The organism is Streptomyces sp. NPDC093064, from assembly GCF_044754605.1.
In the GTDB taxonomy this organism is placed as follows: Bacteria; Actinomycetota; Actinomycetes; order Streptomycetales; family Streptomycetaceae; genus Streptomyces.
In genome coordinates, this window is sequence record NZ_JBIVPK010000026.1 from 82,356 (window position 1) to 96,536 (window position 14,181).

Annotated in this window: 11 protein-coding genes; 4 read left to right on the forward strand and 7 right to left on the reverse strand. The window is 74.0% G+C overall.

The genetic code is table 11. The features are described from left to right. Positions 1-50 precede the first annotated feature (50 nt). Complete coding sequence (locus tag ACIQFZ_RS27255; protein ID WP_402692359.1) at positions 51-1,268, forward strand: trans-sulfuration enzyme family protein; 1,218 nt, start codon at positions 51-53, stop codon at positions 1,266-1,268. A 61-nt stretch (positions 1,269-1,329) separates the two neighbouring features. On the opposite strand, the gene ACIQFZ_RS27260 is transcribed toward ACIQFZ_RS27255, so the two are convergent. The 4 genes from ACIQFZ_RS27260 to ACIQFZ_RS27275 all read right to left on the reverse strand — a co-directional run bounded on the left by ACIQFZ_RS27260 (position 1,330) and on the right by ACIQFZ_RS27275 (position 8,159). Further along, the gene (locus tag ACIQFZ_RS27260) at positions 1,330-2,787 is read right to left on the reverse strand and encodes a GNAT family N-acetyltransferase (protein WP_402692360.1); all 1,458 of its coding nucleotides are present in this window, start codon (positions 2,785-2,787) and stop codon (positions 1,330-1,332) included. A 141-nt stretch (positions 2,788-2,928) separates the two neighbouring features. Continuing rightward, positions 2,929-5,586 (reverse strand): DUF6493 family protein, encoded by a 2,658-nt coding sequence (locus tag ACIQFZ_RS27265; protein ID WP_402692361.1) that lies wholly within the window; start codon positions 5,584-5,586, stop codon positions 2,929-2,931. Continuing rightward, a complete protein-coding gene (locus ACIQFZ_RS27270) occupies positions 5,583-6,986 on the reverse strand; it encodes an SWIM zinc finger family protein (RefSeq protein ID WP_402692362.1) in 1,404 nt (467 codons plus the stop codon). Before ACIQFZ_RS27270 ends, ACIQFZ_RS27265 begins: the two co-directional genes overlap by 4 nt. A 342-nt stretch (positions 6,987-7,328) precedes the next feature. Then, positions 7,329-8,159, reverse strand: a complete 831-nt coding sequence (locus ACIQFZ_RS27275; protein WP_383059061.1) for an alpha/beta fold hydrolase — start codon at positions 8,157-8,159, stop codon at positions 7,329-7,331. 184 nt (positions 8,160-8,343) lie between these two features. On the opposite strand from ACIQFZ_RS27275, the gene ACIQFZ_RS27280 reads away from it, so the two are divergent. Together ACIQFZ_RS27280 and ACIQFZ_RS27285 are read left to right on the forward strand one after the other, a co-directional pair. Further along, the gene (locus ACIQFZ_RS27280) at positions 8,344-9,225 is read left to right on the forward strand and encodes an RNA polymerase sigma-70 factor (RefSeq protein WP_402692363.1); all 882 of its coding nucleotides are present in this window, start codon (positions 8,344-8,346) and stop codon (positions 9,223-9,225) included. Positions 9,226-9,517: 292 nt separating this feature from the next. After that, on the forward strand, positions 9,518-10,279 hold the full coding sequence (locus ACIQFZ_RS27285; RefSeq protein WP_365419845.1) for a GntR family transcriptional regulator: 762 nt from the start codon (positions 9,518-9,520) through the stop codon (positions 10,277-10,279). 123 nt (positions 10,280-10,402) lie between these two features. On the opposite strand, the gene ACIQFZ_RS27290 is transcribed toward ACIQFZ_RS27285, so the two are convergent. Continuing rightward, positions 10,403-11,566: an ROK family transcriptional regulator gene (locus ACIQFZ_RS27290; RefSeq protein ID WP_402692364.1), complete on the reverse strand. Its 1,164-nt coding sequence runs from the start codon at positions 11,564-11,566 to the stop codon at positions 10,403-10,405. Positions 11,567-11,733: 167 nt separating this feature from the next. Between ACIQFZ_RS27290 and ACIQFZ_RS27295 the strand changes: the two genes are divergently transcribed. Then, positions 11,734-12,177 carry a hypothetical protein gene (locus ACIQFZ_RS27295; protein ID WP_365419840.1) on the forward strand — a complete coding sequence of 148 codons (444 nt, stop codon included), beginning with the start codon at positions 11,734-11,736 and terminating at the stop codon, positions 12,175-12,177. Positions 12,178-12,185: 8 nt separating this feature from the next. Here ACIQFZ_RS27295 and mug read toward each other — a convergent pair whose 3' ends face one another. Then, positions 12,186-12,734, reverse strand: coding sequence for a G/U mismatch-specific DNA glycosylase (gene mug, locus ACIQFZ_RS27300; RefSeq protein WP_402692375.1), 549 nt, complete (start codon positions 12,732-12,734; stop codon positions 12,186-12,188). Beyond that, positions 12,731-14,173 (reverse strand): adenylosuccinate lyase, encoded by a 1,443-nt coding sequence (gene purB, locus ACIQFZ_RS27305; protein ID WP_383059057.1) that lies wholly within the window; start codon positions 14,171-14,173, stop codon positions 12,731-12,733. Before purB ends, mug begins: the two co-directional genes overlap by 4 nt. Between the last annotated feature and the right edge of the window lie 8 nt (positions 14,174-14,181).

Consider the following 14,181-nt stretch of genomic DNA (forward strand, 5'->3'; position numbering starts at 1 on the left):
GTAGCACGGTCCTCGGCCCCGTGATCCCGGCCGCTGTTCACCCTTCGGTCATGGACACGCCCTTGGACTCCGCGAGCACGCCCGCGTACGACGACGTACGCACCGCACCCAGAGCACTGGCCACCGAGGCGGTGCACGCCGGCCGTGACGACCTCGCCCGGCAGGGACTGCACGCCCCGCCGATCGACCTGTCCACCACCTACCCGTCCTACGACAGCCGCGCCGAGGCCGCCCGCATCGACGCCTTCGCCACCGACGGGGCCGAACTCGACGGCACCCCGGTCTACGGACGGCTCGGCAACCCGACCGTCGCCCGCTTCGAGACCGCCCTGGCCCGGCTCGAGGGCACCGAGTCCGCGGTGGCGTTCGCCAGCGGCATGGCCGCGCTGAGCGCGGTCCTCCTCGTCCGGTCCGCCATGGGCCTGCGGCACGTCGTCGCCGTGCGCCCGCTGTACGGCTGCAGCGACCACCTGCTCACCGCCGGTCTGCTGGGCACCGAGGTGACCTGGACCGACCCGGCCGGGATCACCGACGCGCTGCGCCCGGACACCGGCCTGGTCATGGTCGAGACACCGGCGAACCCGACGCTGGCCGAGGTGGACCTGCGGGCCGTCGCCCACGCCTGCGGCTCCGTGCCGCTCCTCGTCGACAACACCTTCGCCACCCCCGTACTGCAACGCCCGGCCGAGCAGGGCGCGCGACTGGTGCTGCACAGCGCCACCAAGTACCTGGGCGGCCACGGCGACGTGATGGCGGGCGTGGTCGCCTGCGACGAGGAACTCGCCGGACGGCTGCGGCAGGTGCGGTTCGCCACCGGCGGGGTGCTGCACCCGCTCGCCGGCTATCTGCTGCTGCGCGGACTGTCCACGCTTCCGGTCCGGGTGCGGGCCGCCTCCGCCACCGCCGCGGAACTGGCCGCTCGCCTGGCGGCCGACCCGCGTGTCGCGCGGGTGCACTACCCGTCCATCGGCGGTGCCATGGTCTCCTTCGAGGTGCACGGCGACCCGCACGCCGTCATCGGCGGCGTCGGCCTGATCACGCCGGCCGTGAGCCTCGGCAGCGTCGACACCCTGATCCAGCACCCGGCGTCCATCAGCCACCGCATCGTCGACGCGGCCGACCGGCGGGGCGCCGGGGTCGGCGACCGGCTGCTGCGGATGTCGGTGGGCCTGGAGGACGTCGAGGACCTGTGGGCCGACCTGGACCGGGCGTTGGGGGCGCGGCCGGGACAGCCGCAAGTGAAGGGGCTGCACCAGGCGATGAGCTGAGCGGGGCCGTCCGGAGGACGCGCGGCCGGGCAGTGCCGGGCCGCGCACCCTCCGCCGCTGCTCAGTCCCGCGGGCGCGACGCCCCGTACTGTGCCTCCTCGGCCTGCGCCTGCTCGGCGTCGTACGGCAGCCGGGAGGCCACCGGGGTCGCGTCCAGCCGGGCAGTGATGACCACGGTGCCCTCCTCGATCTGGAAGTCGAGCGGCAGGCCCAGGTCCCGCATGGCGGCGACCATGCCGGTGTTGGCCGCCTGCGTCACGGCGTACACGCTCGCGCAGCCCGCCTCGACGGCCATCGCCACCAGCCGGCCCAGTAGTTCGCCGCCGACGCCGCGGCGCTGCCAGGCGTCCTCCACGAGCAGCGCGACCTCCGTCTCGTCGCCGTCCCACAGCAGATGACCGAGGCCCACGATCCGCCCCGAGGCGGTCCGCGCGGCCAGTGTGCGGCCGAACCGCGGGCTCAGCAGGTGGTCGAGATAGCGGTCGGCGTCGCCGACCGGCCCGTGGTAGCGAAGACCGAGGGTGCGCGCCGAGCAGCGCGCCTGCATCGCCCTGGCCGCAGCCAGGTCGCCGGTGTCGGCCCTGCGCACGGTGATCGCCTCGCCCTCGGGCAGCGTCAGCACGTCCTGGCCGCGCGGAATGCGCGGTCCGAGCCGGGTGTCCAGCTCCACCAGGGCGCGCGCCCGCGCGAACTCGGTGGGCGTGAAGGGCAGATAGGGCCGCTCCACGGTGATCGTCCCGCCCTCCGGTGCCCGCAGCCGCATCACCGTGTCCTCCAGCACCCCCTCGGCCGGCACCTCCTGCGGGTCCTCGGCCGCCGCCGGCCGGTCGGGCAGTGAACGGATGGTGCACCGCCCCAGCAATTGCCGCAGCGCCAGCGGGAGTTCCGCCGCGTCGAGCGCTGTGCGCGCGGCCAGGCCCAGGACCCGTGTCGGCGCGTCCACCAGGTCGTGCGCGTCCGCCCGCTCGATCCACGTGTCGGCACCGCCGGCCAGTGACACCGCCCGGGTGATGCCGGACGCCTCGAGCCCGCCGGGAGCGCGCAGCAGGAACTCGTCCACCGTGCCCTCGGCCAGTGGATGCGTCTGCAGGCTCAGGATGTCCACGTGCCGGGCCGCCAGCGCCGCGCAGAGCGAGGCCAGCGAACCGGGCGCGTCCTGCACGGTCGTCCGCATCCGCCACAGCGTGCGGTCGCCCGGCGCCGCTTCGACCGCCGCGGGGCCGACGGTGGACGGCCCGGCCTGCTGGGCGGCGAGCGGCCGGGCGCCGGTATCGTCCGCGGGCGGTGCGTGACCGTGGCGCCGTGCCCACCAGGTGTGGAAGGCCGCCGTGGCCACCAGCGCGAACGCCGAGATCACCAGCAGGGCCGGACCGTCGGGGCCGTGACCGATCAGGTTCGCCACCCCGTCGGCCACGGCGACGGCCGTGAAGAGCGCGGCCAGTTCGACCAGGTCCCGCCGCCAGTGATGCGCCCGGCGACTGTGCTTCGCCCACGTCGTGTTCGACACTTCTCGAGTCATACGGCCACTGTGACGGATCGGTGTTGCGTGATCACGAACGCGCTGTGACCGATGAGTAAAGCGATGTTCGCACCTTTCGTAGCTGTTTCTCGGGGTTGTCTCCTGCGGCTGTTCCAGGCGGCGAGCCGGGTGGGCGCCGGGTCAGGCGGCCACCTCCGGGGCCAGCGCGCCGCGCAGCCGGCGGGCCTCCGCGACCAGGCGCGATGAGCCACGCCGGTCCGCCGCCCGTGCCAGGTGCGGCAGGTCGCCCCGCGCGCCGGACCGCTCGGCGCACTCGGCCGCGACGCCCAGCAGATCACCGAGCCCCCGCACCGGACCGGCCGGTCCGTCGGCGGCGAGGTCGGAGAGCAGCGGCGGCAGCGCATGGCCGAGCAGACCCCATACGGTGGCGTACGCCCCGGTGGATGCGGCCGTGCGCAGGGACTCCGCAAGGCGCAGCGGCTTCACCGCACCGCGCCGCACCAGTTCGCCGAGGTCCGCGCCGAGGCGGACGGCGTCCAGTTGTCCGCGCGCGGCGAGGACGAGCAGCGCGTCCACGGCGGCCAGCCGGTCCTCGGGGTGCCGGGCGCCCAGTCCGTACGCCACGCACAGGTGCGTCGCCTCGCCCGCCTCGCCGCCGGACTCGGCGAGCAGCGGAAGGACGGAGGCCGCGCTCCGGCTGTCGGCCACGGCCACGGCGGACAGGTCCCGCAGGATCCGCACGGCCACCAGTTCACGCAGTTCGGGCAGCACGGCCAGCCAGTGGGGGTGCGCGGAACCGCTCCAGTGGGCGCAGTACCGGCTCTCCGCGAAGGCGCCGGCCGGCCTGCCCAGTGCGCGGAAGGCGTCGGGGAAGTCCTCTTGCAGCTCGGGAAGTTCACCGGACTCCGCCAGTATGCGCGGCCCCGATGTGCGGCGCCGGATCGCCGGCAGTACGGGAGCGCCGGTGGCCAGCCAGTGGGCGAGTCGCTTCCCTTCCGCCGTACCGAGGGCCGCCGCCCGCTCCGCGGCGGACTCTGCCGCCGGTCGGTTTCCGCGCCGCACCCGCAGCAGCGCCTGCGCGAAGTCGGCCGCCGACACGCGCGCCCCCAGACGCCGGTACGCGTCGAGCCGCTGCACCAGCTCGTCCGGCTCCAGCAGGCCCGTGCTCCAGGTGGGCGTCGAGAGCAGGAACGGCAAGGGATCCGTGCGGATCCGGTAGGCCACCTCCCACAGGCGGGCTTCGAAGGGCTGGGAGAGCGCGCCGTGCGCGCAGGTCCGATGCGGTGCCCCCGGCCGGATCGCGGCGTGCAGCCTGGTGGTGCTCAGCTTTCCCCGCAGCGTGATGAGCAGCAGATCCAGGCCCGCGAACCCGTCGAAGCCGCCCCGGACGTCGCTGAATTGATGTTCCAGCCGCAGGTCGTAGAACGGATCGGCGCCGTCCCACCATTGGCGGGAGATCACCGGTTCCAGTGCCTCCAGCAGGGCGTCCCGGTCGCGGTGGGCGTGGCGCACCAGCCCGTCCAGAGCGCGTTCGAAGCCGGTCACATCGGTGTCGGACGCCAGCGCGGCGCCCACCTCCTCGGCGAGCTCGACGACCGAGCCCGCCGCGGGCGCAAGACGTGTCGGCTCGGGAACCAGGGGGAGCACCTCCTCGTACACCGGGGCCACCTCCGCCGGTGCCGCGCCCAGCGACCTCACCGCCTGGGCGCGCAGCGGAGGGATCAACTCGTCAGCCGTCGAGGCGAGTTCGGCGCGCACTTCGGCGGAGCGGACCTTCTTCACATGCCGCTGGGCGAGCTTGAGCGCCCGCTCCTGCACGCCGGGGTCCTCGTGTCCGAAGGCCTGCGCGATGGCGGGCAGCAACTCGTCCGCCGCCGCGGCGTCCCGCGCGAGCACCTTGCCCAACAGCACGAGCTGCGCCCGCACCAGCTTGCGCTCCGGCCGGAACAGCACCGCCTCCGACACCTCGGCCAGGTGACGGTGTGTCAACTGGTCGTCCAGGGCCAGCGCCCCCAGCACCGACTGGGCGTGCGAGGCCACCGGAGACACCGCGTCCGAGGCCAGTGCCACCCAGTCGGCCACCCGCTCCCGCTGCTCCTCGCGCGTGAGCGCCAGGGATGTCAGTACGCGCAGGAACGCCCGGTGGTCGGCGCTCGTGCCACCCCGCAGCAGGCGGGCCACGCAGGCATCGACCGTGGCCCTCCGGTCGAGCGGGCCCCCCGCGGTGAGCTGCGCGAGGGCGCCGTGCCAGCTGGCGGGTCCTTCGTCGGCCGCCCATTCCAGCAGGCCGCCGATGTCGTTCACCTCGAAGAGCGCGGCCACGAGCGGCGCGAGGTGCGGGTCCGTGCGCAGCCGCTCCAGCAAGGTGTTGCCTCGCCGCCAGTTGCCGCCGACCTGCTGCACCCAGCCCCGCACATAGGCGTCGGTCGTCGGCACCGGGCAGCCCGCCAGGCGCACCAGGGCGGACATCAGCTCGTAGGGCACCTGCGCGGTGGCGGGCCGCTGGGCGAGCCGGTTCGCCAGATCGGCGAGCCAGCCGGCCTCCCGGTCGGCGAGGACGCGGAGCAGCACCGCGGGGGAGACCCCCGGCCAGCGCATGTCGGCGGCCGCGATCCAGCTCGCCACGCCGGCCGCGCCCGTCTGGCACGCCACTCCGGCCACGTACAGCGCCGGATACGCGCGGCGGGACGGCCCGTCCCAGCGCGTCGCTCTCAGCTCCTTGCGCAGTGCCTTCAACTCCGGGAAGAAAGCTCGGCGTTCGGCGTCGGTCATGTCGTCCAGCAGACCGACCACCTCGGCCGTCCGCCCGGCCCGTACCGCCTCCGTCAGCGTTGTCATCGCGCACCCCCATCGACTCGTGCCATGTCCTGCTCCACCGCGGCGGCGCCCCGCCGCGTCATCCGCACCGCCAGCGCGTGCTTGCACGGTCCGCGCCCGCCCCGGTACTTCGCCCACCACTGGCAACTGCAACTGAGCACGCCCTTCTCCTCGCGTACCCGGTGCGCGTGGCCGTCCTCGGCCGTCACCGTCGCCAGGGCGCCGTCCAGGGCTACCGCTCCCGCGGTGACGAGGGCACGGGCGGTCCGCAGGCGCGGGTTGTGCCGCTCGGCGCGATCCGCGTCGTAGGGCAGCTCCCGGTGGAAGTACGCCGCCTCCGCGGTGTCGTACCCGACCCGGCCCGAGGTGCCGAGTCGGACCAGCGCCGCGCGGACCCGCTCCGGGGTGAGTCCGGAGGCGCCGGCGAGGTCGGCGACGTCGACGCGGGGCTCCCAGGCCAGCAGCACCGCGATCAGCTCCGCGTCCTCGGCCGCCTCGTCGGTGGCGAGCGCGTCCAGCACCCCGCCCTCGCCGGAGAACCCGCGCGAGGCGTCGGGCGACAGCGTCAGCGTGAGCCGCATGCCCGGCAGGACCGCCTCCCAGGCGCTGGCCGTGGCTCCGGCACCGGCGACCGACGGGCCGTATACGCGCAGGGCGGTCGCATGCCGCAGCACCCGCTGGAGCGCGGCAAGCCGCTCGGGCCCGGGCAGGCAGACCGCGCCCGGCGCGGGCCGGGTGGTCGGCCGCAGGGCACGGCCCGCCGGGACCACCCACCGCGGACCGCCCGCACCCCGCGGTCCGCTCCGCGGCAGCGACCGCAGGAACCGCACGGCCTCGGCAGCGGACAGCTCGGCCCGCAGATCGAAGCCGGCTGCTATGACCTGGGCCTCCGCGAACCCGCGCAGCCACCGGTCCGGCAGCGGCACCTTCTTCTCCACCACGGGTCCGTCCACGGTGGTCACGGCCAGCTCCTCCGGACCCACCCGCATGTGGAGCGGATCGTCCGAGCCGATCCGTGACAGCGCCTCGCGCAGCGGGTTGTTGACGTCGACGTTCGTCGTGCCGTGCCCCACCTCGCCGCCGTCCAGGCCCGGGCGCAGCACGTCCAGGCGCGCGTACACCCCGCAGCAGCCGGAGAAGGACTCGAAGCGCAGCCGGTCGCCGTTCCCCGTCACCACCGGATCGAGGGAGGCGCGCAACTGCGGCTGGTAGTAGCGGGCGGCTGCCACGTCCGCCACTGCCAGCAGTCCGGCGGAGGCCACCTGAGGTGACGTCAGGAAGCCTGTGAAGAAACGCGGGTGGTCCTGGATTCCCGAGGGCGTCGCACCCCGGGACGTCTCGAGTCCCAGGCGCTGTCCGCCCGCGGCGGGCTCCAGCACGGAGGGTCGGGAATAGGCCACGGTCTGCAAGGATCGCGTCATGGGAAAACCGTAGGGGCGACCACTGACAACCGGCCTCGACCTGCGAAAACACCCTTCACGGGGCGGGAGTTGCCGACCTGGTCGCGGCGCCCTTTTCCGCAGCGGCCGTGGGCCGCCGAGGCGGGGCTGGCCCGCCGGGCTCGGCACGCATTTCCCGGTCCGGCCGAGGTCGCCCAGGGGACAGATGGGCGTAACCGAGGACGAGGCGCACGCCCTCGTGGCCGAAGCCGGCGGCGTCCGCGTGCCGGTACGCCGACAGGGCACGCACCGTGGCGTGGTCCGCGCGCATGCGAACGGCCCCGATGTGCGGGGGCGTTGCGCCCAGACGGACGCCTGCGATGGTCAGCGGCTGCCGTCCAAGATGACGCGCGCGACCAGTGCCGGGTCGTCGTTCATCGGGACGTGACCGCACCCGGGCAGGCGCACGAGCCGGGCCGAGGGGATGATCTGCTTGGCGCGCACTCCCTGGCGGCGCACCAGCAGCCGGTCCTTGGTGCCCCAGGCGACGGTGACGGGGATTCCGGGCAGGACGTCGGTGAAGCGGACGCCGACGCCCGCCCGGAGGGTCTCCTCGAATCCGTCCGCCTGTGCCAGAGCGAGCGTCTCGGCCACCACGGCCTCGGGCGAACGGCGGGCCGGGTGGGCGTAGATGGTGCTGGTCAGGGCGGTGCGGCCGGCCGCCGTCCGCGAGAGCCGCTCGACCAGCGGCAGCGGCATCCGCCGGGCGAGCGTACGCATGGTCCGCAGCACGCCGAAGGCGTAACGCCGCTCGGCCTGTGTCCAGAACCCCGCCGGGGCCAGGGCGGTGACGGACCGTACGAGCTTCTCGCGGCCCAGTTCCAGGGCCAGCAGGCCGCCCAGGGAGTTGCCGGCCACATGGGGCCGTTCCATCTCCAGCACCTCGCACAGGGCGCCCAGCACCACGTTCATCGTGGGCAGGTCGTGCCGGAGCCCTTCGGGCAGTGTGGGGGAGGCCCCGAAGCCCGGCAGGTCCACGGTGATCACCTCGCGTTCGGCCGCGAGCAGGTGGACCACCGGGTCCCAGGCCTGGCGGTGGTGTCCGATGCCGTGCAGCAGGAGCAGCGGCTCGCCGCCGCCCACGCGCGCGTAGGAGAGGGTCACGGTCCGCGGGCCGTGCGCGGAGGGGACCTCGAAGGAGACGGTGGCGGACATGGGTGCTCCTCGTGGGGGAATCGCCGACAACGACGGTAGACAGAGTGTCAGCAAATGCTACCGACGGGTAGCCCTCGATCTCCGGGGATCGCGCCGGCCCCGAGACCCACACGCCGCTCCGCGGCCATGGCCCCCAACCCGGCGCGGCTGGACACGAATGCCGAACGTCGGCTGGGATGAGGGCGTGACCACCGATACCGGGACCGAAGTCTTCGAAGAGCACCGCCCCGTCCTCATGGGTGTCGCCTACCGCATGCTCGGGCGCGTCGCGGACGCCGAGGACGTGCTCCAGGAAGCCTGGTTGCGCTGGTCCACCGCCGACCGGGACGCCGTGCGCGAACCGCGCGGCTACCTGGTGCGGGTCACCACCCGGCTCGCCATCGACCGGTTCCGCCGGTTCCAGGCGCGCGGCGAGTCGTACGTCGGCCCCTGGCTGCCGGAACCGCTGGTCACGGATCTCGCGGGGACCGTCCCGGACGCGGAGGAGCGGGCCGTCCTCGCCGACTCCGTGTCGCTCGCCGTGCTGGTCGTCCTGGAGACGCTGTCACCGCTCGAACGCGCGGTGTTCGTCCTGAGGGAGGCCTTCGGTTATCCGTACGCGGAGATCGCCGCCCTGCTCGACCGCGGCGAGCCCGCGGTGCGCCAACTGGCCGGCCGGGCCCGCAGGCACGTAGGCGAACGCCGGCCGCGCTACGAGGTCGACCCCGCCCACCGGCGCGACCTCACCGAGCGGTTCCTCGCCGCCGCGGCGGGCGGCGACCTGGACGGGTTGATGTCGCTGCTCGCGCCCGACGCCCGCCTGGTGGGGGACAGCGGCGGCAAGGCCAGGGCGCCGCTGCGGGTCCTGGAGAGCGCCGACAAGGTGGGCCGCTTCCTGGTCGGTGTGGCGCACAAGGGCATCCCGGATCCGTCCGTCCGCTTCCTGGAGGTCAACGGCGGCCCCGCCGTGCTGATCCTGTCCGAGGGCAAGCCCGACAGCGTCCTCCAACTGGACGTGGCCGACGGGCGCGTCCAGGCCGTCTACATCGTCCGCAACCCCGACAAGCTGCGGTCCCTGACCCCCTGAGCCTCCCGGCCCCGACGCCCGCACGGCTGCCGCGGCCTCCGGTCCCGGGCGCCTGCGCGGCTGCCGCGCCCCCGTTCCGGATGACGGGGGCCGCGGCGTGGTGCCCGGTAACCCGGCCCCGTGCGAACGGGTCGTGAACACCGTGCGACAGGCGTCTGTGCACCGTCCGAGGGAACGAGGATTGGTCTTGACCAAGGGTGGGGGCCGCTTTATCGTCGCAGATAAGTACAACAACCTTTAATAAACAAGGGCGCTAAAACGCGGCCGGATCACGGCGATTGCGGAGGACAGGGTGGGGACCACGCGGCTGGAATCGGTGCCGGAGCCGAAGTACTGGCATCTCAAGACCGTGCTCAGCGAGGCACTGGACTCCGAGTTCTCGGTGGGCGAGATCCTGCCCAACGAACGAGAGCTCGCCGCCCGCTTCGGCGTGGCCCGTGCCACGCTGCGCCAGGCACTGGAGCAGCTGGAGCTGGAGGGACGGCTGCAGCGCCGCCGCGGCGTGGGTACGACCGTCGCGCCGCCACGCGTAGGCGTGGCCGTCGGCACCGAGCAGCACGCCTGGCCGGGGGCGGCCGGCGACGCCTGGCAGAGCGTCGACTGCACCCGGGCCGTCCCGCCGGCCGCGATCGCCGACGCCCTGGAGATCGGCCACGAGGAGCCCGTGCACACCGTGCGCCGGTCCCGGATGAGCCACGGTCAGCCGGTTGCCGCCGAACTGCTCTACGTTCCGGACGGCTCGGTGCCCGACCTGAGCGCGATCGACGCGCCGTCCGGGCCGGCACGCGCGCGTGCCGTGCTGCGCGAGCTGCACCGCCTCGAGCTGGAGGGCCAGGACCGCTCGGTCGAGCTGGGCTCGGCCCGCGCGGACGACGCCAAGGAACTCGACCGGCTGCCCGGCGCCCCCGTCCTTGTCGTCACCAGCCGCTTCGTCGTCCGGGGACGCACCGCCGCGATCTCCGTGGCCACCTACCGCGCCGACACCTGCCGGCTGACCTTCGGGGACTCGGGCGGCGTGGAGATACACCACGGACCGCACCAGCAGGCCTCCTAGCCGGCAGGCCTCCTGGCCGACGGGCCCCGCCCTCGCGGCGGGCCGTCACCGGAACGGCGGGCCGTCACCGGAACGGCGGGCGCTTACTGGGAACGGCGGGCCCTCGTCGGCAACGCCTGGCCGTCACTGGGAGCGGCGCGCCGTCACCGTGCCCTCCACCGCGAACAGCTGCTCCTCGACGTGGTCGAGGGCCAGCCGGAGCGCGCCCGTCGCCACGGCCGCCTCGCCGAGCATCGACAGGGTCACCTTGGGCGGTCGCAGGCAGTAGCGGTCCAGTTCGCACCGCAGCGGCTCCAGCACACCGTCCAGCCCGGCCGCCCAGCCGCCGATGACGACCAGTTCCGGGTCCAGGGCCAGCACCAGCGCCGCCACATCGTGGACGAGCCGCTGAATGAACCGTTCGACGGCCGCGCCGGCTCGCCGGTCACCCCGGCGGGCCAGTGCGAAGACCTCGGCCACCGCCCGCTCGTCCAGCGGGTGCAGCGGCTGGTCCGTCGTCGACAGCAGCGTCTCGGGGGTCGCCTCCCGGCCCAGCAGGTGCAGCGCGCCGATCTCGCCGGCGGCCCCGCCGAACCCGCGGTGCAGCCGCCCGCCGATCAGCGAACCGGCGCCCGGGCTCAGTCCCGCCAGTACGAAGACCATGTCGTCGGACTCGGTGGCGGCGCCCTTCCAGTGCTCGGCCACCGCCGCCGCGTTCGCGTCGTTCTCGACGAGCACCGGGCACTTGAACGAACGGCTCAGCCGTTCGCCCAGGGGCAGGCCGGTCCACCCGGGCAGCGCGGTGCCCAGCCGTACCGTGCCGTCCGCCTCGACGATCCCGGGCGTGCCGACCCCGACCGCCCGCAGCGAACTGCGCGGGACACCGGCCCTGCGCAGCAGTTCGGCGACCGCGCCGCGCAGCCGTTCCAGCCGCTCGTCCGCCTCGGCGGTCTCCTCCACGTCCTTGGCCTGGGCACCCACCACGCGGCCGTCCAGGTCGGCCAGCAGCGCGGCGACCCGGTGCGCGCCGATCTCCAGGCCCAGCAGGTATCCGGCCTCGGCCCGGAACCGGAATCGGCGCGCGGGCCGTCCCTGCCGTCGTGCGGCACCCTCCTCGGCCGCCGTCTCGACGACGAGTCCCGCCTCGATCAGGCCCTCCACGACGCCCTCGACCGTCGGCCGGGACAGCCCCGTCACCCGGGTGATCTCCGTGAGCGTCGCACAGTCGGTGGCACGCAGCGCGTGCAGCACCACCGCGGAGTTGATCCTTCGCAGCAGCGAGGGATCCCCGCCGGTCAGCCGCCCCACCGTCCGTCCTCCCAGCTCGTGCGCGTGTTGGGCGGATCGTACTCGGCACGGGCCGGGGCAGCGAGCGCCGGGGACGGCACGAGCGCGCGCCGGCGGAGCGCCGCCCGCCCGGGATGCGGTCGCTGACGCCCCGCCAGTTGTCAGTGGGGGTCGCTTTACTGGAGCACATGGACATCGCGAAGGCTCTCGCCGTCATCGACCGGCTGCGCCGCGGGGAGTGTCCCGCCCAGCGCACCAGGACGGACCTCGGCACGGCCGGCCCCGGTTACCGGATAGCCGAGTTGGAGTCGAGCGACGACTTCTGGGAGGACGACGGCAGCCGCCGGGAGGCGACGGCGGAGCAGTACGAACTCGACCGGGACGGACTGGGGGAGCGGCTCACCGGGCGCTGGGGCCCGCCGCAGGTGTTCAGCCTGTACAGCGTGCTCGAACGGACCCTGTCGGGTGAGGACGTGCCCGAGCCGTGGGCTTCGCTCAGCGGGCACGTACCGGACGTCCAGTTGTGGAGGGCGCAGGAGACCGGCCCGTGGATAGCGCTCGCGGTCTCCCAGTGGGACAAGGAGCTGCCGTTCCAGCTCCTGGCGGTCGTCACCGACGTGGATCCACCGTGACCGGTCCGCTAGGACGCCTCCGCGGCCACTCTCAGCCGTGCGAACTCCTCGGCCATCGTCTTGGCCGTCCAATGCGCGTTCAGCCCGCTCGGATTGGGCAGCACCCACACCCGCGTTTCGCCGAACATCCGTTCCTGCGGCCCCACTTGGGCCGTGCGGTCGCCGAACGCCGCCCGGTACGCGGTGACGCCGACCACGGCCAGCCACCTCGGCCGCAGCCGCGCCACCTTCAGTGCCAGGAGCCGTCCGCCCTCCCGGTACTCCTGGGGCGTCAGCTCCTGCGCCCGGGCCGTCGGCCGCGCCACGACGTTCGTGATGCCCAGCCCGTACGACAGCAGGTCGCCCTGCTCCGCGGGCTTCATCAGCCTCGGGGTGAACCCCGACCGGTGCAGCACCGGCCAGAACCGGTTGCCCGGCCGGGCGAAGTGGTGGCCGGTCGCGGCCGTCATCAGACCGGGGTTGATGCCGCAGAACAGCACCCTCAGGCCGTCCGCGACGACATCCGGGACCGGACGGTCGCGGGCGGCCTCGAGCTCCGCCGGGGTGAAACGGGTCAGAGGATCGCCCCCGGCGCGTAGGCCGCGGCCTCCGGGTGCTGCTTCACGATCTCCTCGATCCGGCCCACGACCGCGCCGACCTGGTCGGCAGCCGCGCCGGTGAAGGACAGCTTGTCGGCCATCAGCGCGTCCAGCGCCGTGCGGTCGAGCGGGAGGCGGTCGTCGGCGGCCAGCTTGTCGAGCAGGTCGTTGCGCTCGGCGCCCTGCTCGCGCATGGCGAGCGCGGTCGTGACGGCGTTCTCCTTGATCGCCTCGTGGGCGACCTCGCGGCCGACTCCGGCCCGCACGGCGCCCATCAGCACCTTGGTCGTGGCCAGGAACGGCAGGTATCGGTCCAGCTCGCGGGCGATCACCGCGGGGAAGGCGCCGAACTCGTCGAGCACCGTCAGGAACGTCTCCAGCAGGCCGTCCAGCGCGAAGAACGCGTCCGGCAGCGCGACCCGGCGCACCACCGAGCAGGACACGTCGCCCTCGTTCCACTGGTCGCCCGCCAGCTCGCCGGTCATCGAGGCGTAGCCGCGCAGGATCACCATCAGGCCGTTGACGCGCTCGCAGGAGCGGGTGTTCATCTTGTGCGGCATCGCCGAGGAGCCGACCTGGCCCGGCTTGAAGCCCTCGGTGACCAGCTCGTGCCCGGCCATCAGCCGGATCGTCTTCGCCAGCGAGGAGGGTCCTGCCGCCAGCTGCACCAGCGCGGTGACGACCTCGTAGTCCAGCGAGCGCGGGTAGACCTGGCCGACCGACGTGAACGCCCGCGAGAAGCCCAGGTGCCCGGCGACGCGCCGCTCCAGCTCCGCGAGCTTCGACGCGTCGCCCCCGAGCAGGTCCAGCATGTCCTGGGCCGTGCCCACCGGACCCTTGACACCGCGCAGCGGGTAGCGGCCCAGCAGCTCCTCGACCCGCCCGTGCGCCACCAGCAGCTCGTCCGCCGCCGTCGCGAAACGCTTGCCGAGGGTGGTCGCCTGCGCGGCGACGTTGTGCGAGCGGCCGGCCATGACGAGCTCGCCGTACTCGGCGGCCAGCCTGCCCAGCCGGGCGAGGACGGCGACCGTGCGGTCCCGCATCAGCTCCAGCGAGAGCCGGATCTGCAGCTGCTCGACGTTCTCGGTCAGGTCGCGGGAGGTCATGCCCTTGTGCACGTGCTCGTGCCCGGCGAGGTCGTTGAACTCCTCGATCCGCGCCTTCACATCGTGCCGGGTGACCTTCTCGCGCTCCGCGATCGAGGCCAGGTCGACCTGGTCGAGGACCCGCTCGTAGTCGGCGATCGCCTCGTCCGGCACCTCGATGCCGAGGTCCTTCTGGGCGCGCAGCACGGCGAGCCAGAGCTGCCGCTCCAGCCTCACCTTCTGCTCGGGCGACCAGAGCGTGGCGAGCTCGGCGGAGGCGTAACGTCCGGCGAGGACGTTCGGGATGCGGGGCTTGGCGGGCGCTGAAGTCACGTAGACGG